Below are 24,420 nucleotides of genomic sequence, written 5' to 3'. Positions count from 1 at the left end.
GGGGTGCCACGTACCCTGGACGACGTGCTGGTCATCCGAGCCGACCTCGTCGAGGCCGTCATGGCGCACGCCCGTGAGGAGCATCCCCACGAGGCCTGCGGCATGATCGCGGGCCGCGAGGGTGCCGATCGGCCCGAGCGGTTCATCCGGATGACCAATGCAGCGAAACCCACCGGCGACGCCGCCGCCGATCAGCAGGAGCGCGCGCACCGCGCCGTCCTGCTGGGCGATGCCCACGCCGAGTACGACGGCGAGGTGCGCTCCTCGCTGACGTACTACACGTACGAGACGAAGGAACGGCTGCGCGTGCAGCGCGAGATGGATGCGGCCGACGAGTGGCCGGTCGTGATGTACCACTCGCACACGCGCAGCGGGGCCTACCCGTCGCAGGTCGACGTCGACCTGGCGTCCGGTCCCGCCGCCGATCCGCGCATCCACTGGGTGATCGTGTCCACCAGTGAGGACGCGACGCCCACGGTCGCGGGCCACGAGTTCCGGTCGTTCCGGATCGTGGACGGTGTGGTCACCGAGGAAGAAGTCGACGTCGTCGAGACTTATATGTTCGCCCACACCGGCGCGGACGACGTCCCCGACCTCGGCTGACCCGCACCACCACCGATCCGGACCGATCTTCACAGGAGCACACGCATGGCCGTCACCGTCTCGATCCCCACCATCCTGCGCACGCACACCGGCGGCGAGAAGACCGTCGAGGCGAAGGGCAGCACCGTCGCCGAGGTGATCGACGACCTCGAGTCGCGCCACGCGGGCATCGCGGGGCGCCTGGTGAACGACGGCAAGCTGCACCGCTTCGTCAACATCTACGTCGACGACGAGGACGTCCGCTTCGCCGGTGGCCTCGAGGCTCCGGTGGGGGAGAACTCGACCGTGACGATCCTGCCGGCCGTCGCGGGCGGCTGATCATGGCGCGGTACGACTCACTGCTCCAGGCGGTGGGAGACACACCGCTGGTGGGTCTGCCGAACCTGTCGCCCGCGGAGCACGTCCGGCTGTGGGCAAAGCTGGAGGACCGCAACCCGACCGGCTCCATCAAGGACCGCCCGGCGCTCGCGATGATCGAGAAGGCCGAGGCGGACGGGCTGCTCGAGCCCGGGTGCACGGTGCTGGAGCCGACGTCCGGCAACACCGGCATCTCGCTGGCGATGGCGGCGAAGCTCAAGGGCTACAAGCTCATCTGCGTGATGCCGGAGAACACCTCCGTGGAGCGCCGCCAGCTCCTCGAGATGTACGGCGCCGAGATCATCTCCTCACCCGCAGCGGGTGGCTCCAACCAGGCCGTCGCGATGGCCAAGGAGCTGGCGGCGCGCAACCCGGACTGGGTGATGCTGTACCAGTACGGCAACCCGGCCAACGCGGACGCGCACTACCGCACCACCGGGCCGGAGATCCTGCGGGACTGCCCGGAGATCACGCACTTCGTCGCGGGGCTGGGCACCACCGGCACGCTCGTCGGCACCGGCCGCTACCTGCGCGAGAAGAAGCCGGACGTGCAGATCATCGCGGCCGAGCCGCGCTACGGCGACCTCGTCTACGGGCTGCGCAACCTCGACGAGGGCTTCGTCCCCGAGCTCTACGACCCGGACGTGCTCACCGGCCGCTACTCCGTCGGGTCGGCGGACGCGCTGCGGCGCACCCGCCAGTTGGTGGAGCAGGAGGGCATCTTCGCCGGCATCTCCACCGGCGGCATCCTGCACGCCGCGCTCGCCGTCGCCGAGAAGGCCGCCGGGTCGGGGGACCGGGCCGACATCGTGCTCGTCGTCGCGGACGGGGGCTGGAAGTACCTGTCCACCGGCGCGTACACGGGCACGCTGGACGAGGCCGCGGAGCGGATCGAGGGGCACCTCTGGGCGTGACGGCCGCCGTGGGGGTGACGGCCGCCGTGGGGGTGCCGCCGTCGAGAACGACCTTACGCTGATCAACAAGCCCTGTTGATCAGCAGAACGTCGTTCTCGACGGGGAGTCGGTAGCCTCGGCAGGGTGACGTCACCGCAGCAGCGCACCGGCCGTGTCCTGCCCGCCTCGCCGTTCACCGCGTTGCTCGGCATGGCCGTCTTCACGGCGATGCTGTGGGTGGTCGAGGCGTTCGACGTCGCGTCGGGCGAGCAGTTGGAGCGCAACGGGATCCTGCCGCGCATGCTGGACGGGCTGAGCGGGGTGGTCTGGGCGCCGCTGCTGCACGACGACTGGGCGCACCTCGCCGCGAACACGCTGCCGTTCTTCGTACTGGGGTTCCTCGCGCTGGCGAACGGGCTGCGCCAGTTCGTCGTGGTGACGGCCACGATCTGGGTGCTCGGCGGGCTCGCGGTGTGGCTGGTCGGCCCATCGGGCACCAACCACATCGGGGCCTCCGGGCTGATCTTCGGCTGGCTCGCGTTCCTGCTGGTCCGTGGGTTCTACGCGCGCAGTGCCGCGCAGATCACGTTGGCCGTGATGCTCTTCCTGTTCTGGGGCGGGATGCTCTGGGGTGTGCTTCCGGGACAGCCGGGGGTGTCGTGGCAGGGTCACCTGTTCGGCGCGCTCGCCGGGGTGGTCGCAGCGCGGATGGTGGCACGGGCCGACCGGGGGGCGGTCCCGGCGTAGCGGGCTCGCCCGTGCCGCGCGCTGGTGCCCGTGCCGCGCGCCGAGTGGCGTTGCCGGAGGTCAGCGGGCGGTGGCACACATCGGGCGGTGCTCGCACACGTCGGGCGGTGGTCGCACACGTCCGGTGGTGCTCGCACACGTCCGGTGGTGCTCGCACATGCCGCTGGCGGTGTGTGCCAGCGCTGCGGGGTGTGTGCGGGCGCTGCGGGGTGTGTGCGGGCGCTGTGGGGTGTGTGCGAGGTGCCCGGGGGCGGGTCGAGCGGTCGCGGGAGCCCGTCCCGCGGGCGGGGTGGCGGTGGCACACATCGGGCGGTGCTCGCACATGCCGCCGGCGGTGTGTGCCAGCGTTGCGGGCTGTGTGTGGGCGCTGCGGGGTGTGTGCGAGGTGCCCGGGGGGCGGGCCGGGCGGGTCGAGCGGTCGCGGGAGCCCGTCCCGCGGGCGGGGTGGCGGTGGCACACACCAGGTGGTGGTCGCACATGCCGCCGGCGGTCTGTGCGAGGGCCCCGCGGTGCGTGTGAGGGCTCGAGCGTGTGTTCGACGGCTCCGGGTGTGACCAGCTCCGGGATGACGGCGGCCCGGACGGTGTCCGAGGCTCGAGCGCATGTGCGAGGAGCACCGGCGGCCCCGTGCCGCGCACCGGCGAGGGCCTCCGGGTCGGCGGGACGTGTCGGTCCGCCGACGTAAGCTCGGTGCGTGCCCGCTACCCAGGATGCCCCGATCGGCATCTTCGACTCCGGAGTCGGCGGCCTCACCGTCGCCCGCGCGATCATCGACCAGCTCCCCGCCGAGCAGGTCGTCTACGTCGGGGACACCGCGCACGGGCCGTACGGGCCGCTGCCGATCGCCCAGATCCGCCGCCACGCCCTCGCCCTGGGCGACGCGCTGGCGGCACGCGGGGTGAAGGCGCTGGTCATCGCGTGCAACACCGCGTCAGCGGCCTGCCTCGCCGACGCCCGGGAGCGCTACCCGGTCCCGGTCGTGGAGGTCGTCCGCCCGGCCGTGCGCCGCGCGGTGTCGGCCACCCGCAACGGCCGGGTCGGGGTGATCGGCACGAAGGCCACCATCGCCTCGGGCGCGTACCAGGACGCCTTCACCGCCGCCAGGGACGTGGAGATCACCGCCGTGGCCTGTCCCCGGTTCGTGGACTTCGTGGAGCGCGGCATGACCAGCGGGCGCCAGGTCCTCGGCCTGGCGCAGAGCTACCTGGAGCCGCTGCAGCGCGCCCGCGTCGACACCGTGGTGCTGGGCTGCACGCACTACCCGCTGCTCGCCGGGGTGCTCCAGATCGTGCTGGGCCCGGACGTCACGCTCGTGTCGAGCGCGGAGGAGACGGCCAAGGACGTCGTGCGGGTGCTGATGGCGGGGGAGCTGCTGCGCGATCCCGAGGGCCCGCCGCCCCCGCCGCACGAGTTCCTCGCTACGGGTGATCCGGAACCGTTCCGCCGCCTCGGACGCCGCTTCCTCGGCCCGGAGATCGGCACCGTCGCCACGCTCGGGACGGGGCTCGATCCCGTTCCGGCCCGATGAGCCCGGCGCGTGCCCGGCTGCCCTGGCGGGTGCACCTGCTGGCCACCGGCGCGTTCGCCGTTGGCACGAGTGCCTACGTCGTCTCGGGGGTGTTGCCGCTGGTGAGCGAGGACCTCGGGGTGTCGGTCGCGGCCGCGGGGCAGCTCACCACGGTGTTCGCGCTCGCCTACGCCCTCGGCGCACCGCTGCTCGCGGTGCTCACCGGCCGCTGGGAGCGGCGCACGCTGCTCGTCGCCGCGCTCGCCACCGCGACGGTGGGCAACCTCGTCTGCGCGCTCGCGCCGAACTACCCACTGTTGCTCGGGGGCCGCGTCGTCGCCGCGCTCGGGGCTGCGGTGCTCACCCCCGGTGCCACCGCCGTCGCCACGCAGCTCGCGGCGCCTGCGCAGCGCGGACGGGCGGTCGCGGCCGTGTTCGGCGGCATCACGCTCTCGCTGGTGGTGGGTGTCCCGCTGGGCAGCCTGCTCGGCGGGCCGCTCGGCTACCGGGGGGTGTTCGCGCTGATCGCGGGGCTGTGCCTGGCCGGCGCCGTGGCCGTCCGGCTGCTGATGCCGGTCGTGGCGGCGCCGCAGGCGGCCGGGCTGCGGGAGCGGATCGCGGTCGCCGCGGACACCCGCGTGCTCGCCGTGCTGACGATCACGGTGCTCGCCCTGACCGCGATGATGTCGGTCTACTCCTACGCCGCACCGCTGTTCGAGGCATCGGCCGGGGTGCGCCGCGAGGCGCTCGGGCTGCTCCTGCTCGCCTACGGCGTCGGCGCGCTCGCGGGCAACGCGCTCGGCGGGCGGCTCGCGGACCGCTACGGCAGCAAGCGCCCGATGGTGGCCTCCATGGCGAGCTTCACCGTGCTGCTCGGGCTCCTGCCGTTCGCCATCTCGACCGCCATCGGTGCGGCCGTCGCGCTGTTCCTGCTCGGCGCGGCGGGATGGACCACCAACGCGCCCGTGCAGAGCAGGCTCATCGCGCTCGCGCCGGATGGTGCTTCGCTGCTGCTGGCGCTCAACGCGTCCGCGGTCTACCTCGGCGTGGGCCTGGCCGGGCTGATCGGCGGCGCGGTCGTCGCCACGCTCGGCGTCGCCCCGCTCGCCCCGGTCGCCGCCGGGATCGCGCTGCTCGCGCTGCTGCTCGTCCCCTACGCGATGCGCGGAGAACCTGCGGTAGCTTCGCGGCCGTGATCGACGCGCTGGTGGTCGTGCTCCTCGTCGCGACGGGGGCGCTGGCCGTGTACGGGGTGGTGCTCACGGTGCGCAACCGCCCGCCGGACCGCTTCGCCAAGCTTGCCGTCGGCGTCGTCGTCGCGTTGCTGGCGCTGCAGGCCGTCATCGCGGCGTTCCAGGTGTTCACCGGCACGCAGCTGCCGGAGACCTCGACGTTCCTCATCTACCTGGTCGTCTCGGTGTGCGTGCTGCCGATCGCGCTCCAGTGGGCGACCGCGGAGTCCTCGCGCTGGGGCGGGGCGGTCATCGCGGCCGCCGCGATCGCCACGGGGGTGGCCGTCCTGCGCCTGCAGGGACTGTGGGTGCCGCTTGCGTGACCACCCCGACCAGCGCCCCGCCACCGCGACCGGGCCGGGCCGGCTGCTCATCGCGATCTACGCCATCTTCGCGCTGTCCGCGACGGCCCGAGCGGGTGTCCAGATCGCCACCCGGTTCTCCGAGGCGCCGGTGCCGTACCTGTTGTCGCTGCTCGCGGGGGTGGTCTACATCCTCGCGACGATCGGGCTGGCCGGGCGGGCGCCGTGGGCACGCAGGCTCGCCTGGGGCGCCGTGGTGTTCGAGCTGGTCGGCGTGCTCACGGTCGGCACCCTCAGCCTGGTGGACGCCGCGGACTTCCCCGACGACACCGTCTGGTCGGGCTTCGGGCGCGGCTACGGCTTCGTGCCGCTGGTCCTGCCGATCGCCGGGCTCTGGTGGCTCATCCACACTGGACGAGTCGCGCGCAAGGTCTCCTGACACGTCCGGGCATGTCCTCGCGGTGTGACAAGCGGTACGGCGCGGGCTAGCTTTCCGCCATGCGGCTCATCGTGCTCGGGTGCTCGGGTAGCGGACCGGGGCCGACCTCGCCCGCGTCCGGCTACCTCGTCCGTGCGGGCGACGTCGCACTCACGCTGGACCTGGGCAACGGCACGTTCGGGGCGCTCCAGCGCCACATCGACCCGTGGGGGCTGGACGCCGTCGCGTTCTCCCACCTGCACCCGGACCACTGCGCGGACTTCTCCGCCCTGGTCGTGCACCGGCGCTACCACCCCTTCCCGCCCTTCGACCCCGCCCGCAGGCCGCTCCCGGTGCTCGCGCCGGGCGAGGCGCCGCGCCGCTTCGCCTGCCAGTACGCGCCGTCCGCGACGGAGCTGGCCGCGACGGACCTCACCGATGTCTTCACCTTCCACGCCCTCGGCGACGGGGTGCGCGTCCCGGTGCGCGACGTGACGGTGCGGGCGGGCGCTGTGGACCACCTCTGCGAGGCCTACGCCCTGCGGGTCGAGCACGAGGGACGCAGCCTCGTGTTCTCCGGCGACACCGGCCCGTGCCCCGGCCTGGTGGAGCTGGCCCGCGGCGCGGACGTACTGCTGTGCGAGTCGTCCTGGCCGCACGTCACGGACCGGTGGACGGAGCCGCCGACCGGCGTCCACCTGTCCGCGCGGCAGGCGGGGGAGCACGCCACCGCGGCGGGTGTGGGCCGGCTGCTGCTCACCCACGTTCCCCCGTGGGTGGACGGGGCGCAGCTACTCGCGGAGGCCAAGGAGGCGTTCGACGGGCCGGTCGAGATGGTCGTCCCGGACGAGGGCTACGACGTCTGATCGGCGGTGTGCAGCATCACACCGAAATAGTTGACCTGATGTAACGATCGCGGCCCGTCGATCGCTCACATGGATGTGAGCACCACCCTCCTGCGCCACCGGCACGCGGCGCCGGAGCCGACCCTGACGCCGGCCCCGCCCCCTGCCCAGGCACCCTCCACCGGCCACGGCCAGGTCTTCGTCGACGACTCGGGCAGGCGGCGGCGCATCGTGCGCCGTTTCGCCATCGCGCTGGCCGTCGGCGCCGTGCTGTACCTCGCGGCCGTCGTGGGCGCCCTCGGCGACACTTCCGTCCGGCCCGGGGTCGAGGTGCCGGCGGATGCCGGCAACGGACAGGTCGCCGGATTCCCGCTGGACCCGGGCACGCCGGGCCTGCTCACCGCGCGGCCCGCTGCGCCCACCCGGCCGGCCATCACGTCCCGGCCGCGGGCCACCGCGACACCGAAGCCCACCCCGAAGCCGTCGGCGGGCCCGACGACGGCGCCCGCGCCCTCGACCGCGCCGTCCACCGCACCGTCCACAGGGCCCTCGACGACGGCGACGCCGAGCTCGACCGCGACGTCGACCGCATCGCAGCCGGGCGCGACGACGTCGCGTGGCTCCACGAGCCCCAGCGGCTCGGCGGTGACCCCGTGAGCAGGCACGCCGCCCTGCGCGGCCACCTGCTGCGTCCCAAGAGGCTGCTCCTCGCGACCCTCTTCGTGACGTTCTGCTGCATCCTGCTGGTCAACGGGCTCATCCGCTCCCAGGTGGGCGTGGACGCCCTCGGCGCCGCCGCGGAGGGCCCCGACGACCACGTTCCGAGCGCGGTGACCGACGGCGGCCCGATCGTCGATCTCACCGACGGGCACATGCGCAGCTTCGCCATGCCGCCCCGGACCGTCGCCCTCACCTTCGACGACGGCCCCGACCCCACCTGGACCCCCCAGATCTTCGACGTGCTGCGCAGCCACGGCGTGCCCGGGACGTTCTTCGTCGTCGGCTCGCACGTCACCGCCTACCCGGAGCTGGTCCGCGAGATCCGCGACTCCGGCTCCGAGATCGGGCTGCACACGTTCACCCACCCCGACCTGGGCACCGTCTCCCCGCAGCGGGTCTCGCGCGAGCTCGCCGCCACCCAGCTCGCACTCGCCGGCGCCACCGGCCGGCTGAGCTACCTCGTCCGGCCGCCGTACTCGTCGGAGGCCTCGGCGGTCGACGACGCCGGCTACGCCGTCATGCAGCAGATCGGCGCCGACGGCTACGTCACGGCGTTCGTCGACGTCGACGGCGAGGACTGGCAGCGCCCCGGCGTCGACCAGATCGTCGCCGACGCCACCCCGCCCGACGGGCAGGGTGCGGTCGTGCTGCTGCACGACGCGGGCGGCGACCGTGCCCAGACCGTCGCGGCGCTGGAGAAGCTCATCCCCGAGCTGCAGGCGAAGGGCTACACGTTCACCACCGTCACCGCGGGCGCTGGCCTGCCCGACGCCGCCACCCCCGCGAGCTGGTCGCAACGGGCGCTCGGCACGCTGCTGCTCGGCGCGGCCGGGACCGCCGAGCTGGTCGTCGGCTTCCTCGAGTGGAGCCTGCTCATCGTCGGCGGCCTCGTCGTGCTGCGGCTGGTCGTGATGGTGGTGGCCGCCGTGGTGCAGGCACGCCGTCGGCGCCGGCAGAGCTGGGGCCTGCCCGTGACAGTGCCCGTGAGCGTCGTCGTCCCCGCCTACAACGAGAAGGACACCATCGAGCGGACGGTGCGTTCGCTCGTCGCGAGCGACCACCCCCTCGAGGTGATCGTCGTCGACGACGGCTCCACGGACGCGACGGCCGAGCTGGTCGCGTCGCTGCGGCTGCGCAACGTGCGGGTGCTGCGCCAGCCCAACGGCGGCAAGCCCGCCGCCCTCAACGCCGGCATCGCCGCCGCGAGGAACGAGATCGTCGTCATGATGGACGGCGACACGATCTTCGAGCCGTCTACCGTGCGCCGCCTCGTGCAACCGTTCGCCGACCCCGCGGTCGGTGCCGTCGCGGGGAACGCCCGCGTCGCGGACCGTCGCCGCCTCATCTCCCGCTGGCAGCACATCGAGTACGTGATCGGCTTCAACATCGACCGCCGCGTGCAGGACCTGTGGCAGGCGATGACCACCGTCCCCGGCGCGATCGGCGCCTACCGCCGCTACGCGCTGCGCGAGGTCGGCGGCGTCAGCGACGACACCCTCGCCGAGGACACCGACCTCACCATCGCGCTCGGCCGCCGGGGCTGGGCCGTCGTCTACGAGCCCACCGCGCGGGCCTGGACCGACGCCCCGTCGACGTTCGCCCAGCTCTGGCGGCAGCGCTACCGGTGGAGCTACGGCGTCATGCAGTCGCTGTGGAAACACCGCCACGCGCTGGTCGAGCGCGGCCGCTCCGGGCACGTCGGCCGCGTCGGGCTGCTGGTCACGGCGCTCTTCCAGGTGGTGCTGCCGCTGCTTGCACCGATGGTGGACGTCTACCTCGTCTACGGGATGATCTTCCTCGATCCCGCCACGACGCTGGTCACCTGGAGCGCCGTGCTCGGCCTGCAGATGCTCACCGGCGCCGTCGCGTTCCGCCTGGAGGGCGAGCCGCTGCGCGGGCTGCTCCTCCTGCCGCTGCAGCAGGTCGTCTACCGCCAGCTCATGTACGCCGTGCTCGCGCAGTCGGTGCTGTCCGCGCTCGTCGGGGACCGGCTGCGCTGGCAGAAGATCCCGCGAGCGGGCCGGTTCAGCGCCGCCGAGCTGGACGGGGCCCTCCGGTGAGGCGGGCCGTCCTCGTCGTCCTGCTGCTGGCGGGTGTCGCCGTGGGCTGCGCGCAGGCCCCGGCGGTTCCGGCGACCCCCCGTGTCGCGCCGCCGCCGGCTCCCGCGGCGTCCTCGGCGGGGTCCTCGGCCCCGGGCGGCACCGTCCGCGTCGAGGTCACCTTCTACGCCGGCGCGGACAACGACCCGCCCGGCAGCGCCGACATCGCCTACCCCAACGGCCGCCACCAGACCGCGGGCGGCACCGGCACGTGGGCCGACCCGCTGACCCTCGCGAGCGACCCCGCGGAGCTGCCCGTCGGCACGATCGTCTACCTCCCGCGCCTGCAGAAGTACTTCGTCATGGAGGACGACTGCGAGGAGTGCATCGCGGAGTGGAAGCGCGACCATCACGGGCACGTCGACCTGTGGGTGTCCGCGGCGACCGACCCCGGCGTGATCACCTGCGAGGAGGCACTCACCCAGGACCGGCCGGAGACGATCGAGATCAACCCGCCCGCGGACCGTCCCGTCGATCCGCGCCCGCTGCACGACGCGGCGTCGGGGGCCTGCTGGCCGCACACCTAAGCTGACCCGCGTGACGCGAGCAGACGGCAGGGCGGACGGCGAGCTGCGCCCGGTGCGGATCACCCGCGGCTTCCAGAAGCACCCCGCGGGCTCGGTGCTGATCGAGTTCGGCGACACCAAAGTGCTGTGCGCGGCGAGCGTGACCGAGGGCGTGCCGCGCTGGCGGAGGGGATCGGGGCTCGGCTGGGTCACCGCCGAGTACGCGATGCTGCCGTCGGCCACGCACGACCGCAGCGACCGCGAGTCCGTGAAGGGCCGCATCGGCGGGCGTACCCACGAGATCAGCAGGCTCATCGGGCGCTCACTGCGGGTCGCCATCGACCTCAAGGCCCTCGGCGAGAACACCATCGCGCTGGACTGCGACGTCCTGCAGGCCGACGGCGGCACCCGCACCGCCGCCGTCACCGGCGCGTACGTCGCGCTGGCCGATGCCGTCACCTGGCTCGGTGCGCACGGCCGTCTCGCCGATCCCAAGCCGCTGGCCTGCCAGGTCGCGGCCGTCAGCGTCGGGGTGGTGGACGGGCGCGTGCGGCTGGACCTGCCTTACTCCGAGGACTCGCGCGCCGAGGTCGACACGAACGTCGTCGCGACGGACACGGGCACCCTCATCGAGATCCAGGGCACCGGCGAGGGCGCCACGTTCACCCGCAAGACCCTCGACGCCATGCTGGACTGCGCGCTCGGCGGCATCGCGCAGCTCGCCGCGATCCAGGCCGCGGCGCTCGCCGAGCCGTACCCGGGGGAGCTGCCAGCGTGAGCACCCTGCTGCTCGCCACGCGCAACCCCGCCAAGCTCGCCGAGCTGCGCCGCCTCCTGGACGGGGCGGAGGTGCTCGGCCTCGCGGACGTGCCGGAGTTCCCCGAGGCGCCCGAGACCGGGGCGACGTTCGCCGAGAACGCGCTGGCCAAGGCCCGTGACGCGGTCGCCGCCACCGGGCTTCCCACGATCGCGGACGACTCGGGGCTCACGGTGGACGCGCTGAACGGCATGCCGGGTGTGCTGTCGGCGCGGTGGTGCGGGAAGCACGGTGACGACGTCGCGAACCTCGAACTGGTCCTGGGCCAGATCGCCGACGTCCCGGACGAGCGCCGGGGCGCCGCGTTCGTCTGCGCCGCGGCCCTGGTGCTGCCGTCGGGGGTCGAGGTCGTCGAGCAGGGGCAGTGGCGCGGGCGCCTGGTCCGGGCCCCGCGCGGGACGAACGGCTTCGGCTACGACCCGATCTTCGTCCCGGACGGGGAGACCCGCACGTCCGCGGAGCTCGCGGCGGAGGAGAAGGACGCGCAGTCCCATCGGGGGCGTGCGATGCGGGCGCTGCTGCCGCACCTGCGCGCGCTCGCGGGCGCCTGACGGCGGCGTACCGCCGGGCACGTTGGACGAGCGGCGCGTTCGGCCAGCTCAGTTGGACGAACGCGCCGCTCGTTGCGGGCGGGGCCGTCGGTACCGTGGATCCGTGCTCCCCGCGCCCGATCCCGCGCCCACGCGGTCCCGTGCCCGCTGGGCCGTCGCGGGGCTCGCGGCGCTCGCCGCAGCGGCGCTGGCGGTGCTCGGGTTCCGCGACCACCTGCCCGACGTCGCGGCCGCCCTCGCCCCGGCGCTCGCCGCCGTCCGCGCCGCGGGGATCTGGGCGCCTGCGGTGTTCGTGCTGCTCCAGACGGTGGCCACGGTCGCGCCGGTCCCGCGCACGGTCTTCACCGTGGCGGCCGGGGTGCTCTTCGGGTCGCTGTGGGGTGCGCTCGTCGCCGTCCTCGCGACGACCAGTGCCGCGGTGCTGGCGTTCTGGCTGGTACGGCTCGGCACCGCGCGGTTCGTCGCCCGCCACGCGGACCGGCGCGCCATGGCCTGGGTGCACCAACGGCTCGACCACCGCGGGATGCTCGCCGTGCTGTCGCTGCGGCTGCTGCCGATGGTGCCGTTCCCCGTGCTCAACTACGCGTCGGGTGCCTCCGGGGTGCGGTTCGCGCCCTACCTCGCGGGCACGGTCCTCGGGGTGCTCCCCGGCACGCTCGCCGTCGTGGTCCTCTCCGACGCGGTCGTGGGCGGGGCGCCGGATCCGCGGCTGCTCGCCGTGTCGGTGGCGTGCACCGTGCTCGGCGCCGCCGGCGTGCTGCTGGCCTCCCGGCGGCCCATGCAGGGGCGTGAGTCCGTGCCCTGTCCACCCGCCCGATCCGGCGGGGGTTGACGCCGACCCACGCACGGGACGCTTCGGTGCAACGATGACGGTGATGGAGTCCTACGTCGAGCATCCGCCGCTGCCGGGACTGGCAGAGGTCGTGCGGACCGTCTGGATCCAGCGCACCGGTGAGGCGGCGTACGTGCAACGGCACCTGCCCACGGGCGGGGTCGAGATCCACTTCCCGGTCGGTGGCCATCCCCGGCTGATCGGTCCGCTGACCGGTCCGCGGATCGAGGTCATCCCGGCGCGCACCACGCTCCTGGGTGTGCGGTTCCATCCAGGAGCGACGCCACCCCTCCCGACGGTGCTCGAGGACCTTGTGGATCAGCGGCTGGGCCTCGTGGACCTGTGGGGGAGCTCGGCGGACCGCCTCACGGAGGCGGTGGCCCGAGCCGGGACGCCCGAGCTGGCGCTCAGGTGCGCGCAGGCCCACCTCCTGCACGAGTACCGAGGCGCGGTCCGTGCGGATCCGCTGGTGGGCGAAGCCGTGAAGGCGCTGATGCCCTGGCACCCGGTCGGCATCGGGGCCCTGGCCGCCCACCTGGCCCTGTCCGCGAGCCAGCTGCGCCGCCGCTGCCTGCACGCCGTGGGGGTGGGCCCCAAGGTCCTCCAGCGGACGTTGCGGTTCCAGGGGTTCCTCGCGCTGGCCCAGGCCGGCGCCACGGCCACGGGCCGCTGTGGTGCGGACGGCATGGCGGGGCTCGCGGTCGATGCGGGGTACGCCGATCAGGCACATCTCGGCCGGGAGTGCGTGCGTCTGACCGGCCTCACGCCGCGCCGCCTCCTGGGCGGCAGCATCGACCGATGCGCCTGCGGCCATGAGCATTCCGCCTCCTTCGTGCCCTTCCTCGCCACCCGTGGTCGGCCGCCGCTTCGGGTCTGAGCCTGCGCGATTCGTTCAAGACCCCTCGGCGCGCCGCTCGTAGCGTCGTCCCCGTGCCCGATCTGGCCGAGCTCGTCGACCCGCGGGAGATACCCGGCGTGCCCCACCTGCTCCCCGGAGTGGCCCGATGATCCTCGTCACCGGCGGACTGGGCATGATCGGCGCTCACACCGCCCGCGCGCTCGTCGACCTCGGGCACGAGGTCGTCGTCACCGGGCACCGCCGGATCGAGGTCCCGTCGTTCCTCGCCGGCCGGGTCACCGTCGAACCCCTCGACGTCACCGACCGGGGCGCCGTCCTCGCCGTCGGCGATCGCCACGACATCAGCGACATCGTCCACCTCGCCGGCAGCATCCCCGGCCAGGACCCGGTCGCGTTCCTCCGCACGGACACGACCGGCCTGCTCAACGCGATGGACGCCGCCCGCACCTGGGGCGTTCGCAGGTTCGCCGTCGCCAGCAGTCTCGGCGTGTACGTCGGCCGGGCCGAGACCTGCTGGCACGAGGAGCTCGCGCTGCCCACCGCAGACCTGCCACATCTGATCGTCGCCTTCAAGAAGGCGGTCGAGCCACTCACCACGCACGGCCTCGCCGGCACCGGGGTCCAGCCGGTCGTGCTCCGGATCGGCAGCATCTGGGGACCGCTGATGGACCCGGAATCGCCGTTCCACCCGATCCCGCCCTACATCAGTGCGGCACTGCGCGGTGAGGAGCCGCAGCCGCCGCACGCCGACGACGGCGGCGACAGCTGCTACGCCCCCGACGCCGGGCGCGCGATCGCCCTGCTGACGACCGCGGACACCCTGCGGCACGACACCTACAACGTGTCCAGCGGCCGACCGTTCACCCACCGCGAGCTCGCGGACGCCGTGGCGGCGACCATCCCCAGCCTGCGGCTCGATCTCCTGCCCGGACGCCGGCACGGCCCCGGCACCGACCCCTGTCTCGACATCACCCGGCTCACGCAGGACACCGGCTTCACGCCGGCCTTCGACATCGCCGCGGCGGTCGCCGACTACGTCGCGTGGCGCGCCGAGAACGCCCGATGAAGGAGCACCCATCCATGCCCGACGCCGCCCTGCCCCCCATCGTCGATCACGAGACATGGCGCAAGGAGCTGGCCGAGCTGCGCGTCCGGGAGAAGGCAGCCACCAGGGAGCTCGACGCGATCGCCGCACGGCGACGACGGCTACCGATGGTGAGAATGCCCGGGTACACCCTGGTGGGAGCCGAAGGACCGGTCCGGCTCGTCGACGTCTTCGACGGCAGGTCCCAGCTGGTCGTCTACCACCACATGTGGGACCCGGGAGCGGAGTGGCAGTGCGGCGGTTGCACGAGTTTCACCTCGGCGTTCACCCGGCTGGAGTTCCTCGCCAACTACGACGCGCGCTTCGTGATCGTCACCCCGGGTCCCATCGAGGCCGTGCTCGCCTACGCCGACCGCGTCGGCAACAGGATGGCGTGGTACTCCACCGCCGACAGCACGTTCGGAGCCGACGTCGACGCACCGGCCGGCGGCGGGTTCGCGGTGAACGTGTTCCTGTGCGACGGCGAGACCGTCTACCGCATGTGGCACACGTCCGGTCGCGGCGTCGAGCAGCTCACGCACACGTTCGCGCTGGCCGATGTGCTGCCCTATGGGCGGCAGGAGGCATGGCAGGACTCTCCCGACGGCTGGCCGCAGGGACCCACCTACGGGCGCTGGCTCGACTCGCCCGATGTCGCCCGGTTGTACGGTCCCGCGACCGGTGAGGGCGATGGCAGAACGTGATCGGTGCGGTTCACACGTGGTGCCGGCGGCGGGATTCGAACCCGCACTGTCGGCGTTCTAAGCGCCGCCTCTCTGCCCGGTTGGAGTACGCCGGCCGTTCTTCCGCCCGCACCAGGTATCGGTGAGGGCGTGGCAGTTCGGGCACAGGATACGGAGGTTCTGAATCCGGTTGTCGGTGTGGTCGCCGTTGACATGGTCGAGGTGCAGCGGCAGGCGTTCGCCGCGCCACTCGGAGAGACCGCACTCCTCGCAGTGGGCCGGCTTCAGGCCGGCGGCGATGATCCGCCTGCGGAGCGTCGACGACGTTGCGGTCGAGCCCTCGACGAGGAGCTCGTGCAGTGGGCAGGAGGCTCGCGGCCGTTGCATGCCCCGCGCCCAGGCCTGGCCCCGAAAGTGGCTCGTGTCCAGTTCGAGTCGCCGGATGTGTGCCACCACATACCGGAACATGCCGCCGCTGGTCGTGTATCCGAGCCGACGTAGGACTCCGTGAACGCTCGCCTCGAGTCGGACAGCCTCGACAAGATCCTCGTCCCGGAAACGCCGCCTTGTCCGCGGCGACCCCTCCACGGCCCGCGGCAGGTGCGATGCGTCGATCCCCAGTCGCCGGATGTGCGCCCGCAGCCCGTCGTACTTCCCCGGGCGCAGCCCGAGCCGCCGGCACACCTCGCTCAACGTGCGACTCGCGGCGACGGCAGCGGCGAGCTGCTCGTCGGTCCAACGTCGGGGGCGAGGCACTCGACGATCGTATCGAACTAATGTTCGAACGAGGTCTAGACTTCCAGCTCGCGGCGGAGCTTCGCCACGTGCCCCGTGGCGCGGACGTTGTACTGCGCCACCTCCACCTTCCCCTCGGCGTCGATCACGAACGTCGACCGGATGACGCCCGTCACCGTCTTGCCGTACATGGTCTTCTCGCCGAAGGCGCCCCACGCCGTGAGGACCTCGCGATCGGGATCGGACAGCAGGGGGAAGGTGAGACCCTCGGCGTCGCGGAACCTCGCGAGCTTGGCGGGCTTGTCCGGCGAGACGCCGAGGACGGCGATCCCCGCGGCGTCCAGGGCCGAGAGGCTGTCGCGGAAGTCGCACGCCTGCTTCGTGCAGCCGGGGGTGGACGCGGCCGGGTAGAAGTAGACGACGACGCGGCGGCCGCGGTAGTCGGCCAGCGAGACGGGCTTGCCGTCGGCGTCGGGGAGGGTGAAGTCGGGTGCGGTGTCTCCGGGTTCCAGGCGCGACATGCCCCGATCCTCGCGCGGCGCCGTCGTGCGCCACCGCGGGGGGTGTTGACTGTGTTGACTACGGTGACGCCAGCCCCCGAGCACAGTCGGTGAGACCCGAGGAGACCCCATGGCGCGTGACCCCGAGACCATCGAGCAGGAGATCGAGAAGGCCCGCGACCAGCTCGCGGAGAGCCTGGATGCACTCACCGACCGGGCCCATCCCCGCCACCTCGTCGAGAGTGGCAAGCAGCGGGTGCAGGCCCGCCTCGAGACGCCCGCGGTGCGCTACGCCCTGATCGGCGTGGGCGCGATCCTCGCCCTGGCGGTGCTGCGCAAGCTCTTCCGCTGACCGGGAGGGTGGACCTGCCGATCTCCCATCGTGCGGGGCCGGGCAGCCGGCCCCGCTCAGGACATGCGGGTGTCCGGGTCGAGCCGGGTGCGCAGGCGGGTGAGGGTCTGGGCGAGCAGCCGGGAGACGTGCATCTGCGAGATGCCGACCTCCTCCGCGATCTGCGTCTGCGTCATGTTGCCGAAGAACCGCAGCACGACGATGGTCCGCTCGCGGGGAGCGAGTTCGGCGAGCAGGGGCCGCAGCGCCTGCCGGGAGTCGACCCGGTCCAGCTCGGCGTCCGCGGCGCCCACCAGTTCGCCGACGGTGGCGCTGCCCTTCTCCGAGGAGAGCATCTCGTCCAGCGACGAGCTGCGGTAGGCCTCCGACGCCTCCAGGCCCTCCAGGACCTCGGCGACGGGCACGCCGAGCCGTTCGGCGATCTCGCTCGGCTTGGGCGCGCGGCCGAGCTTCTGCGACAGCTCGGACACCGCGCCGTTGATCGTGACGTGGAGGTCCTTGAGCCGCCGGGGAACCCGCATGGACCAGCCGAGATCCCGGAAGTGGCGACGCACCTCACCGGAGATCGTGGGTACCGCGAAGGAGAAGAAGTCCGAGCCGCGATCCGGGGCGAAGCGGTCGATGGCGTTGATGAGCCCGACGGTCGCCACCTGGACGAGGTCGTCGAGCGGTTCGCCCCGGTTGGCGAAGCGGCGAGCGATGTGCTGGGCGACCGGGAGGAACCCGGTGACCAGTTCGGTACGCAGCGGCTCGCGACGAGGATCCTCGGGACCGAGGGCCGCGTAGCGTTCCAGCAGCGGGAGAAGGTGGGCGTACTCGGGATCGGACGGTGTCAAAGGTCCCGTCCGCCGGTGCTCGCGCGCTTGTCGAGGCGGATGCCGAGCATCGGCCGCTCGCCGCTGTCGCCCGGCACGTGGTGGACCTCGACCTTGTCGGCGAGGGTCTGCAGGACGCGCCAGCCGAACGTGTCCGTCGAGACGGTGGTGTCGGGCTTGTCGGCCTGCACCTCGGCGTGCACCTCGATGTGCTCGGGGCGCACCTGGAAGACACAGCGCAGCATGGACGCGGGTGCGGCGGCGTCGACGAGCGTGGCGCAGGCCTCGTCGACGGCCATCCGTAGATCGGAGATCGAGTCGAGATCGAAATCGGCACGTGCGGCGAGGTCTGAGGCGACCGCGCGGATCGTCGGGATCAGTGCGGCGCTCGCCGACGTCCGGACCTCCACGGTGGACACCCCGGCCAGTGCACTGTCGAGGTCAGCAGCGTCGGACACGGGTCTCCTTCCATAGGACTCGACATCGTCCTACCCCTGCGCCGGACGGATCAATCTCAGGGGTGAGTGTCCGGATGTCGGACTGTACCGGTGCAGCGTCAGGTGGTTCTCAGCGGCGCGGCACACCGCTCACGGACCACCGGGAGCCGCTCACCGTCTGTGTCAGGAAGCGGTGGAAAGTTGGGCATCCGACATAGTTTCCTTGACAGGTACGTCCGGTCTGCGGAGGCCGGATCGGGGGTTCGGGGGTCTGTCCATGGTGGCGGTCGTCGACGGCGGATTGAGCCCGCCCGATCAGCACTGGAGCGGTCCCGCACTGCACCGGCTGGTCGCCGTGGCCCTGCGGCCGGACGAGCTGCGCGCCGGTGCCGACCTCGTGCGGCGGCTCGCCGCGGCGCCCCACGTCGACCTCCTGATCCTCACGGATGGTGACGACGCGGCGGGGTCGGCGGACGATGACACGGACGCCGGTGTCGGGGAGGACGACGACCTTGCGGACGTCGCGCTGCCCGCGGATCTCGCGGGCGTCGAGGGACCGGACGTCGGCGCGCTCGCCCGCGAGCGGGCAGCGGCCCTCGGCCTGCGCGTGAACGTGCACCGGCTCGCGCTGCCCGCCCCCTCGGACGTCCGTCCCCGTGACGTCGACGACGTGGTGGCGGCGATCAGCGAGCTCGTGGGGTTCGACCCCGAGCCAGGCGTCGGTTGCGTCGTGCCGATCGGGGCGTACGAGGAGTCGCGCCTGTCCGGAGCGGCGGCCGGCCCGGCCGACGTGATGGTCGGCCGGGCCGTGGAGCGGATCGTGGCGGCGTACCGGCTGCCGCTGGTGACCTACGTTCCCCAGGTGTTCTAGCTGGCCACGGCGATGCCGCGGCTCTGGAGGATGACGCGGCGCTCGGCTTCGCCCAGGCCGCCCCACACGCCGAAGGGCTCGCGGGTCTGCAGGGCGAACTCGCGGCACAGGTCGATCACGGGGCAGCGGGCGCAGACCTGCTTGGCCTGGGCGGTGCGGCGGGCACGCGAAGGGTTGCGTTCCCCGTCCGGGTGGAAGAACACCGAGCTGTCCATGCCGCGGCAGGCGCCGAGGCGCTGCCACTGCCAGGCATGATCCATCGGGCCCGGAAGCCGGGACACATCGCTCATCGCGCCGTCACCTCTAAGTCCGTCGTCCGCCCGAGGCAGGCTCAGGCATTCGACGTGCTGATTCCCCGGCGCTCCCGACGCCAAACGCACCCCATCGCGGTCCGGGGTGCCGTCACCGATTCGTTACGTGCGTGCCAGAGCCAGTTCGAGGGTGTCGTGGATGTCGAAGAGCGGTACGAGCCCGGCGATGGCGAGCGGGCGAAGGACCCGGCGCTGCGTACAGGCCAGGCGCAACTCCACCCCGGCCACGTGGGCGGCCTCCCGGACCTCGATGAGGACGGCGAGGCCGCTGGTGCCGAGGAACGTGACGCCGTCCAGCCCGAGGACGACGAGCTCGGCACCCCCGGCGAGCTGGTCCAGCGCGACCCGGCGCAGCTGCGGCGAGGTGAGCATGTCGACCTCGCCACCGACCTCGATCACGACCTGCCCCTCGGCCGGGCTGGTCGTGCTGATGGTGATCTGGTCGTCACCCTCGGCGCCGGGCGTGGCGGTGCGCTCGGCCATGGGCTCGCTGGTGTCGGGCATCGGACGTCACCGTAGGGCCCCCGGCGCGCTGCTGCCACTCGGAGCGCCGGCGGCCCACCGGGACGCGTGAGCAGGGGTGCGCCGTCAGTGGACGGCGAAGCCCGGGTAGCCGTTCGCGGCGACCTCGTCGCACTTCTGCCGGTAGGTCCCCACGCCGCCGCAGTAGGACAGGACCCGGCGCGGCTTGCCGGGGACGTTCGAACCGAGATACCAGCCGGTCGTGTTCGCGATCAGCGTCGCGCCGGAGGTCTCCTCGTGGTGGGCGACCCAGGCCTCCTCGCCCTCCCGGGTGGGCTCGATCGTCGACCCGCCCTGCTCGCGCACGTGCCGGATGGCGTCGCTGATCCATTCGGTCTGCTGCTGCAGGCAGGTGGTCATGTTGCACAGCGCGGCGGAGGGAGCGAGGGGGACGGCGGTGGTCAGCAGGTTCGGGTAGCCGTGCACGCCGAGGCCCATCATCGTGCGGATGTCGCGGCCCCAGTCCTCGGTGAGGCTGCGCCCCTCCCGGCCGCGGACGTCGATGCGGGTCAGCGAGCCGGTCCCGGCGTCGAAGCCGGTGGCGAGCACGATCACGTCCAGCTCGTGCAGGGTGCCGTCGGCCAGCGCGAGGCCGTCGGGGGTGATGCGGGTGATCGGGTTGTCGCGGATGCCAACGAGCTCGACGTTCTCGCGGTGGTACACCTCCAGGTAGTCGCGTTCGAGCGGGACGCGGTGAGTGCCGAAGCCGTAGTCGGTGGGTACGAGGATGTCGATGAGCCGCTGGTCCTTCAGCCGGGCGCGCATCTTCTCGCGCACGAACTCGGAGATCTCCTCGCTGACGCCCTCGTCGAAGAACATCTCCGCGAAGCTCGCGAGCCACAGCTTGAGCGACCCGTCCTCGTAGATCTCCTCCAGTACCTCGCGGCGCTTCTCGGGGGTGCACTCCGCCCAGACGTGCACGAAGTCGTACTCGAAGCCGGTGAACGTGTGGGGGATGGTCGACCTCAGCTCGTCGAACCTGGCCTTGTAGGCCGCCTGCTCCGCCTCGCCGTAGGCAGGGCTCTTCATCGGCAGGACGTACTGCGGGGTGCGGGCGAAGACGGTCAGGTGCGCGACGTCGTCGGCGATGGTCTGGATGACCTGGATGCCGGTGGCGCCGATGCCGACGACCCCGACCCGCCTGCCCGCCAGGTCGACGCCGCCCGCTGGCCACTTGGAGGTGTGCAGGATGTCGCCCCGGAAGCTGTCCTGGCCGTCGAACACGTTCTCGAGCGGGGCGGAGAGCATCCCGGCGCAGCTGATGAAGAACTGGGTGTCGACGACGTCGCCGCGGTCGGTGCGGACCGTCCACCGGCCGCGGTCCTCGTCGTAGTGGGCGCTGGTGATCGCCGTGGAGAACCGGATGTCGCGGCGCAGGTCCAGCCGGTCGGCGACGTACCGCATCCACCGCTCGACCTCGGGCTGGCCGGGGAACTTCTCGCTCCAGCTCCAGTCCTTGTAGAGATCCTCGTCGAACAGGTACTGGTAGATGTAGGCCTCGCTGTCGAAGCGGGCGCCCGGGTACCGGTTCCACCACCAGGTTCCGCCGACGTCGCCCGCCTTGTCGAAGGCGCGCACGCGCAGGCCCTGCCGGCGCAGCTGGTGGAGCTGGTAGAGGCCGGCCACGCCGGCGCCGAGGATGACCGCGTCGAGTTCGAGCACGGTGCCGTCGGTGGGTGCGGGCTGCGTGGACGTCAACGTGACCACGGCTCCTTCGCCTCGGGGACGTCTGTGTGGACGGCCACAGCATGCGAAGGGTCCGGCGCGCCCGGCCCCACCCGAGCGGGTAGCCGCAGCGGGCGGCGATGACGTCGGCAGGCGTCCCCGCTGCCCGGCCACGTGACGGGTGGTGGCCCCCGTCGGGCGGCGTCCCCGAGCCGGATCCGACCGCGATGCCGGGCGAACTACCCGATCGGGTAGTCAGCCCGGCGCCCAGGCCGGTGATGCTGTGTTGTACGACACAGCTGTCGAGCCGGAGCGGGGGTCGGGGATGGTCGTCGGGCCGCCGCGGGCGATGCCGGTCGACGCCTCCGCGCGGTTCCGGGCGCCGACCTACGTCCGCAACGTCATCGAGCGGCGGCGCCTCCTGACGATGTTGAGTGCCCGGCGGGACCGGCAGCTCGTCGTCATCCACGCGCCCGCCGGGTACGGGAAGACGACGCTCGCGGTGCAGTGGCTGCGCGTCCTGGAGGAGGACGGGGCGGCCGTCGCCTGGCTCGGGCTGCACCGCGACGACAACGACCCGCACTGGTTCCTCTCGCACCTCCTGGAATCGGTACGGCGGGTCCTGCCGGACTCCGACGCCGCGATCGGCGAGTTGAAGGAGCTGATCGAGCAGAGCGCCGAGGACACCCAGCGGTACACGGTGACGGCGCTGCTGGAGCAGATCGCGCGGCACGGGGGCCGGTTCGTGCTGACGTTCGACGACCTGCACGTCGTCGACGACCCCCGCATCCACGACGCGGTGGTCCAGCTCCTCGACTTCGCCCCGCCGAACATGGCGCTGATCATCACCAGTCGCACCCGCCCGCACCTGCCGCTCAGTCGCCTGCGGGTGCGCCAGCAGCTGATCGAGATCGACGCAGGCACCCTGCGTTTCGACACGGACGAGACGCGGGAGTTCCTCATCGAGCTCAACGGGCTCCGGCTCGGCCCCGACGACGTGGCGCGCGTGTCGGAGGGCACCGACGGATGGGTCGCCGCGCTCCAGCTCGTCTCGCTGTCGCTGCGGGACGCCGCCGATCCCACCGAGCTGATCCAGGGATTCTCCGGACGCCACCACTCGGTCGGCGAGTACCTCGCCGAGAACGTCCTGAGCGCGCTGCCCGAGGAGATCCTCGACTTCCTGATCTCCACCTCGGTCTGCGACCGGCTCTGCGGGAGCCTCGCGGGCATCCTCAGCGGCCGTGACGACGGTCAGGCGATGCTCGAGGACCTGGAGCGCCGCGACATGTTCCTGCGCCCGCTCGACGAGGAGCGGGAGTGGTTCCGCTATCACCACCTCTTCGCCGACCACCTCCGCAGGCGGCTCCAGCGCGATCACCCGGAGCGGCCGCGGCTGCTGCACCGGCGCGCCTCCGCCTGGTTCGCCCACCACGACCTCGTCTCCGAAGCCGTCACCCACGCGCTGGCCGCCGGCGACCCGGGGCGCGCCACCGACCTGGTCGAACGCCACGCGATGTCGCTCGTCGAGCACAGCCGCATGGTCAGCCTGCTGGGGCTGACGGCACGGCTGCCCGCCGACGCGGTGGACGGGCGGCCGCAGCTGCTCATGGCGGTCGCCTGGGCCAACTGCCTCCTGCAGCGTTCCGAGGAGGCCCAGCTCGCCCTCGACCACCTGCGCCAGGCGATGTCCGAGCACCCCGCGGACGAGGAGATGCAGAGCGAATCCGACGTGGTCCAGGCCTGCATCGACATCTACGGGGATCGCCTGGACCGGGCCGAGCCGCTGGTCGCCGCCGCGCTCGCCGGATCGCGCACCTACCGGGCGTGGATCGTGGCCGTCGCCGCGAACATCCAGACGTTCTGCGACATCCACTCGATGCGCTACCGGGCGGCCCGCGACCGCCAGCGATGGGCCAGGCGCTTCCACGACCGCACGATCGGACCCTTCGCCGGTGTCTACGGGCGGTGTTTCGCCGGCATCGCCGCGTTCGCCCAGCTCGACACGAACGCCGCCGAGGAGCACCTGCTCGATGCCGTCGAGCTCGCCCGCGAGTCAGCAGGTCGACGTTCCCACGCGGCCCAGCTCGCCAGCGCCCTGCTGGGCGAGCTCCAGTACGAACGCGGCCTGCTCGACGAGGCCGAGCGGCTGCTGGAGGACAGCAGGCAGCTCGGCGCGGAGAGCGGAGTCGTCGACTTCATGATCGCCAGCTACACGGTGCTGGCCAGGATCAAGGCCCACCGCGGTGCCGCGGCAGAGGCCTCCGAGCTGCTCACCGAAGGTGCCAGGGTCGCCGCACGGCTCGGCCTCACCCGCCTGTCCGCCGCCGTCATCGCGGAGCGCATCCGCCAGCTGCTCCTGGTCCGGCGGGTGGGCGATGCCCGCCGGATCGCGCAGTCCCTTCCCGACGGCTCGCGCGCCGCCGGCGGCATCGGCCTCGCCATCGACCAGACACGGACCAGCTCCCTCGCCGCGGTGATGACCGCCGAGGGCGACCACGACGGCGCTATCGCGCTGATCGAGGAGTTGATCGACGACCTGACCCGCCGAGGCCAGATCCGGGACACGATCATCGCGGCCGTCCAGCTCAGCGCCGCCCAGGAGCGCGCAGCGCGACGGATGGCCGCCGAACGCACCCTGGCGGGTGTCCTCGCCCGCGCCGTCCCCGCCGGGCTCCGGCAGACGATCATCGACGGTGGCCCGGACGTCGCGGCCGTGCTCGACCGGCTCTGCGAACACGCCCGCGCCGACGCGTGGCCGGGCGCGTTCCCGCCGATCGCGGCGGGTCAGCTCGAGGCGCTCGCCTCCGGAGCCTGCGGGACGCGCGCGGACGGCGACGTCGGTGGGCTCTCCCCGCGGGAGCTGACGATCCTCGCGATGCTCGACGCGGGTCGGACCAACCAGCAGATCGCCAGAACGCTGACCGTCACGGTCAACACGGTGAAGTGGTACCTCAAGAACATCAACGCCAAGCTGGGCGCGACGAACCGATCCGAGGCGGTGTCACTGGCGCGCCGCGGAGGACTCCTCGGCTAGCTGTACTGACCGGAGACGTTGGTCGAACTCGTGTGACGACACGATGTGACTGATCTTGAACGGGGAGGACCTCCCGTGGTTGGTGTGGAGCTGTCTGACGGCATCCACTCCTGACCACTGGA

General features: G+C 72.7%; 28 protein-coding genes and 1 tRNA gene. 21 read left to right on the top strand and 8 right to left on the bottom strand.

The window, feature by feature from the left end; translation table 11 throughout:
- The first annotated feature begins 24 nt into the window (after nt 1–24).
- The 18 genes from AB7J25_RS17370 (at nt 25) to AB7J25_RS17285 (ending at nt 15,077) form a co-directional block, all read left to right on the top strand.
- On the top strand, nt 25–603 hold the full coding sequence (locus AB7J25_RS17370) for a Mov34/MPN/PAD-1 family protein (RefSeq protein WP_428510256.1): 579 nt from the start codon (nt 25–27) through the stop codon (nt 601–603).
- 45 nt (nt 604–648) lie between these two features.
- A complete protein-coding gene (locus AB7J25_RS17365) occupies nt 649–921 on the top strand; it encodes a MoaD/ThiS family protein (RefSeq protein ID WP_428510254.1) in 273 nt (90 codons plus the stop codon).
- 2 nt (nt 922–923) lie between these two features.
- Nucleotides 924–1,874: a PLP-dependent cysteine synthase family protein gene (locus AB7J25_RS17360; RefSeq protein WP_428510252.1), complete on the top strand. Its 951-nt coding sequence runs from the start codon at nt 924–926 to the stop codon at nt 1,872–1,874.
- A 190-nt stretch (nt 1,875–2,064) separates the two neighbouring features.
- Complete coding sequence (locus tag AB7J25_RS17355; protein ID WP_428510288.1) at nt 2,065–2,601, top strand: rhomboid family intramembrane serine protease; 537 nt, start codon at nt 2,065–2,067, stop codon at nt 2,599–2,601.
- 694 nt (nt 2,602–3,295) lie between these two features.
- Nucleotides 3,296–4,129, top strand: coding sequence for a glutamate racemase (murI, locus tag AB7J25_RS17350; RefSeq protein WP_428510250.1), 834 nt, complete (start codon nt 3,296–3,298; stop codon nt 4,127–4,129).
- Nucleotides 4,126–5,304, top strand: a complete 1,179-nt coding sequence (locus AB7J25_RS17345; protein WP_428510248.1) for an MFS transporter — start codon at nt 4,126–4,128, stop codon at nt 5,302–5,304. The genes murI and AB7J25_RS17345 overlap by 4 nt, the downstream gene beginning before the upstream one ends.
- Entirely contained in the window at nt 5,301–5,663 is a 363-nt protein-coding gene (locus AB7J25_RS17340; RefSeq protein ID WP_428510246.1) for a hypothetical protein, read from the top strand. Before AB7J25_RS17345 ends, AB7J25_RS17340 begins: the two co-directional genes overlap by 4 nt.
- On the top strand, nt 5,656–6,081 hold the full coding sequence (locus AB7J25_RS17335; RefSeq protein WP_428510244.1) for a hypothetical protein: 426 nt from the start codon (nt 5,656–5,658) through the stop codon (nt 6,079–6,081). The genes AB7J25_RS17340 and AB7J25_RS17335 overlap by 8 nt, the downstream gene beginning before the upstream one ends.
- Nucleotides 6,082–6,140: 59 nt before the next feature.
- On the top strand, nt 6,141–6,926 hold the full coding sequence (locus tag AB7J25_RS17330; RefSeq protein ID WP_428510242.1) for an MBL fold metallo-hydrolase: 786 nt from the start codon (nt 6,141–6,143) through the stop codon (nt 6,924–6,926).
- Between the two features lie 75 nt (nt 6,927–7,001).
- Nucleotides 7,002–7,562 (top strand): hypothetical protein, encoded by a 561-nt coding sequence (locus AB7J25_RS17325; protein WP_428510240.1) that lies wholly within the window; start codon nt 7,002–7,004, stop codon nt 7,560–7,562.
- Nucleotides 7,559–9,685 carry a glycosyltransferase gene (locus tag AB7J25_RS17320; RefSeq protein ID WP_428510238.1) on the top strand — a complete coding sequence of 709 codons (2,127 nt, stop codon included), beginning with the start codon at nt 7,559–7,561 and terminating at the stop codon, nt 9,683–9,685. Before AB7J25_RS17325 ends, AB7J25_RS17320 begins: the two co-directional genes overlap by 4 nt.
- Nucleotides 9,682–10,251, top strand: coding sequence for a hypothetical protein (locus AB7J25_RS17315; protein WP_428510236.1), 570 nt, complete (start codon nt 9,682–9,684; stop codon nt 10,249–10,251). Before AB7J25_RS17320 ends, AB7J25_RS17315 begins: the two co-directional genes overlap by 4 nt.
- 10 nt (nt 10,252–10,261) lie before the next feature.
- Nucleotides 10,262–11,008: a ribonuclease PH gene (rph, locus tag AB7J25_RS17310; protein ID WP_428510234.1), complete on the top strand. Its 747-nt coding sequence runs from the start codon at nt 10,262–10,264 to the stop codon at nt 11,006–11,008.
- Nucleotides 11,005–11,598 carry an RdgB/HAM1 family non-canonical purine NTP pyrophosphatase gene (rdgB, locus tag AB7J25_RS17305; RefSeq protein WP_428510232.1) on the top strand — a complete coding sequence of 198 codons (594 nt, stop codon included), beginning with the start codon at nt 11,005–11,007 and terminating at the stop codon, nt 11,596–11,598. Before rph ends, rdgB begins: the two co-directional genes overlap by 4 nt.
- A gap of 103 nt (nt 11,599–11,701) precedes the next feature.
- Nucleotides 11,702–12,430, top strand: a complete 729-nt coding sequence (locus tag AB7J25_RS17300; protein ID WP_428510230.1) for a TVP38/TMEM64 family protein — start codon at nt 11,702–11,704, stop codon at nt 12,428–12,430.
- 34 nt (nt 12,431–12,464) lie between these two features.
- On the top strand, nt 12,465–13,307 hold the full coding sequence (locus AB7J25_RS17295; protein WP_428510228.1) for a DUF6597 domain-containing transcriptional factor: 843 nt from the start codon (nt 12,465–12,467) through the stop codon (nt 13,305–13,307).
- Nucleotides 13,308–13,434: 127 nt separating this feature from the next.
- Nucleotides 13,435–14,355 (top strand): NAD-dependent epimerase/dehydratase family protein, encoded by a 921-nt coding sequence (locus AB7J25_RS17290; protein ID WP_428510226.1) that lies wholly within the window; start codon nt 13,435–13,437, stop codon nt 14,353–14,355.
- 14 nt (nt 14,356–14,369) lie between these two features.
- A complete protein-coding gene (locus AB7J25_RS17285) occupies nt 14,370–15,077 on the top strand; it encodes a DUF899 family protein (RefSeq protein WP_428510224.1) in 708 nt (235 codons plus the stop codon).
- Between the two features lie 17 nt (nt 15,078–15,094).
- Here the strand turns inward: AB7J25_RS17285 and AB7J25_RS17280 are convergent.
- The 3 genes from AB7J25_RS17280 to bcp form a co-directional block, all read right to left on the bottom strand.
- Nucleotides 15,095–15,172, bottom strand: a tRNA-Leu gene (locus AB7J25_RS17280).
- Nucleotides 15,135–15,812, bottom strand: coding sequence for a transposase (locus tag AB7J25_RS17275; RefSeq protein WP_428510222.1), 678 nt, complete (start codon nt 15,810–15,812; stop codon nt 15,135–15,137). The genes AB7J25_RS17280 and AB7J25_RS17275 overlap by 38 nt, the downstream gene beginning before the upstream one ends.
- Before the next feature lie 35 nt (nt 15,813–15,847).
- Nucleotides 15,848–16,312, bottom strand: coding sequence for a thioredoxin-dependent thiol peroxidase (gene bcp, locus AB7J25_RS17270; protein WP_428510220.1), 465 nt, complete (start codon nt 16,310–16,312; stop codon nt 15,848–15,850).
- Nucleotides 16,313–16,421: 109 nt separating this feature from the next.
- Between bcp and AB7J25_RS17265 the strand changes: the two genes are divergently transcribed.
- The gene (locus AB7J25_RS17265; RefSeq protein ID WP_428510218.1) at nt 16,422–16,643 is read left to right on the top strand and encodes a DUF3618 domain-containing protein; all 222 of its coding nucleotides are present in this window, start codon (nt 16,422–16,424) and stop codon (nt 16,641–16,643) included.
- A gap of 56 nt (nt 16,644–16,699) precedes the next feature.
- On the opposite strand, the gene AB7J25_RS17260 is transcribed toward AB7J25_RS17265, so the two are convergent.
- Entirely contained in the window at nt 16,700–17,479 is a 780-nt protein-coding gene (locus AB7J25_RS17260; RefSeq protein ID WP_428510216.1) for a SigB/SigF/SigG family RNA polymerase sigma factor, read from the bottom strand.
- Entirely contained in the window at nt 17,476–17,916 is a 441-nt protein-coding gene (locus AB7J25_RS17255; protein ID WP_428510214.1) for an ATP-binding protein, read from the bottom strand. Before AB7J25_RS17255 ends, AB7J25_RS17260 begins: the two co-directional genes overlap by 4 nt.
- Before the next feature lie 256 nt (nt 17,917–18,172).
- Between AB7J25_RS17255 and AB7J25_RS17250 the strand changes: the two genes are divergently transcribed.
- Nucleotides 18,173–18,766, top strand: coding sequence for a hypothetical protein (locus AB7J25_RS17250; protein WP_428510212.1), 594 nt, complete (start codon nt 18,173–18,175; stop codon nt 18,764–18,766).
- On the opposite strand, the gene AB7J25_RS17245 is transcribed toward AB7J25_RS17250, so the two are convergent.
- The 3 genes from AB7J25_RS17245 to AB7J25_RS17235 all read right to left on the bottom strand — a co-directional run bounded on the left by AB7J25_RS17245 (nt 18,763) and on the right by AB7J25_RS17235 (nt 21,306).
- Complete coding sequence (locus AB7J25_RS17245) at nt 18,763–19,056, bottom strand: WhiB family transcriptional regulator (protein ID WP_428510210.1); 294 nt, start codon at nt 19,054–19,056, stop codon at nt 18,763–18,765. The genes AB7J25_RS17250 and AB7J25_RS17245 overlap by 4 nt on opposite strands.
- 123 nt (nt 19,057–19,179) lie before the next feature.
- Entirely contained in the window at nt 19,180–19,581 is a 402-nt protein-coding gene (locus AB7J25_RS17240; RefSeq protein ID WP_428510208.1) for an STAS domain-containing protein, read from the bottom strand.
- 84 nt (nt 19,582–19,665) lie between these two features.
- Nucleotides 19,666–21,306 carry a flavin-containing monooxygenase gene (locus tag AB7J25_RS17235; protein WP_428510206.1) on the bottom strand — a complete coding sequence of 547 codons (1,641 nt, stop codon included), beginning with the start codon at nt 21,304–21,306 and terminating at the stop codon, nt 19,666–19,668.
- 244 nt (nt 21,307–21,550) lie between these two features.
- Here AB7J25_RS17235 and AB7J25_RS17230 point away from each other — a divergent pair, with 244 nt between their 5' ends.
- Complete coding sequence (locus tag AB7J25_RS17230; protein ID WP_428510204.1) at nt 21,551–24,298, top strand: LuxR C-terminal-related transcriptional regulator; 2,748 nt, start codon at nt 21,551–21,553, stop codon at nt 24,296–24,298.
- The last annotated feature ends 122 nt before the right edge of the window (nt 24,299–24,420 follow it).

Origin of the sequence: Pseudonocardia sp. (assembly GCF_050246655.1) — a bacterium.
Lineage (GTDB): Bacteria > Actinomycetota > Actinomycetes > Mycobacteriales > Pseudonocardiaceae > Pseudonocardia.
Note: the sequence above shows the minus strand (reverse complement) of the source record. Positions and strands in the feature narration are given on the sequence as shown.

Bases quoted from the DNA above. Each gene is read 5' to 3' on its own strand.
- AB7J25_RS17365 (WP_428510254.1), top strand. From the start codon at position 649: ATGGCCGTCACCGTCTCGATCCCCACCATCCTGCGCACGCACACCGGC.
- AB7J25_RS17330 (WP_428510242.1), top strand. From the start codon at position 6,141: ATGCGGCTCATCGTGCTCGGGTGCTCGGGTAGCGGACCGGGGCCGACC.
- AB7J25_RS17245 (WP_428510210.1), bottom strand. From the start codon at position 19,056: ATGAGCGATGTGTCCCGGCTTCCGGGCCCGATGGATCATGCCTGGCAG.
- AB7J25_RS17265 (WP_428510218.1), top strand. From the start codon at position 16,422: ATGGCGCGTGACCCCGAGACCATCGAGCAGGAGATCGAGAAGGCCCGC.
- AB7J25_RS17345 (WP_428510248.1), top strand. From the start codon at position 4,126: ATGAGCCCGGCGCGTGCCCGGCTGCCCTGGCGGGTGCACCTGCTGGCC.
- AB7J25_RS17295 (WP_428510228.1), top strand. From the start codon at position 12,465: ATGACGGTGATGGAGTCCTACGTCGAGCATCCGCCGCTGCCGGGACTG.
- AB7J25_RS17290 (WP_428510226.1), top strand. From the start codon at position 13,435: ATGATCCTCGTCACCGGCGGACTGGGCATGATCGGCGCTCACACCGCC.
- AB7J25_RS17355 (WP_428510288.1), top strand. From the start codon at position 2,065: ATGGCCGTCTTCACGGCGATGCTGTGGGTGGTCGAGGCGTTCGACGTC.
- AB7J25_RS17285 (WP_428510224.1), top strand. From the start codon at position 14,370: ATGCCCGACGCCGCCCTGCCCCCCATCGTCGATCACGAGACATGGCGC.
- AB7J25_RS17360 (WP_428510252.1), top strand. From the start codon at position 924: ATGGCGCGGTACGACTCACTGCTCCAGGCGGTGGGAGACACACCGCTG.
- AB7J25_RS17250 (WP_428510212.1), top strand. From the start codon at position 18,173: ATGGTGGCGGTCGTCGACGGCGGATTGAGCCCGCCCGATCAGCACTGG.
- bcp (WP_428510220.1), bottom strand. From the start codon at position 16,312: ATGTCGCGCCTGGAACCCGGAGACACCGCACCCGACTTCACCCTCCCC.
- AB7J25_RS17240 (WP_428510208.1), bottom strand. From the start codon at position 19,581: ATGCCCGACACCAGCGAGCCCATGGCCGAGCGCACCGCCACGCCCGGC.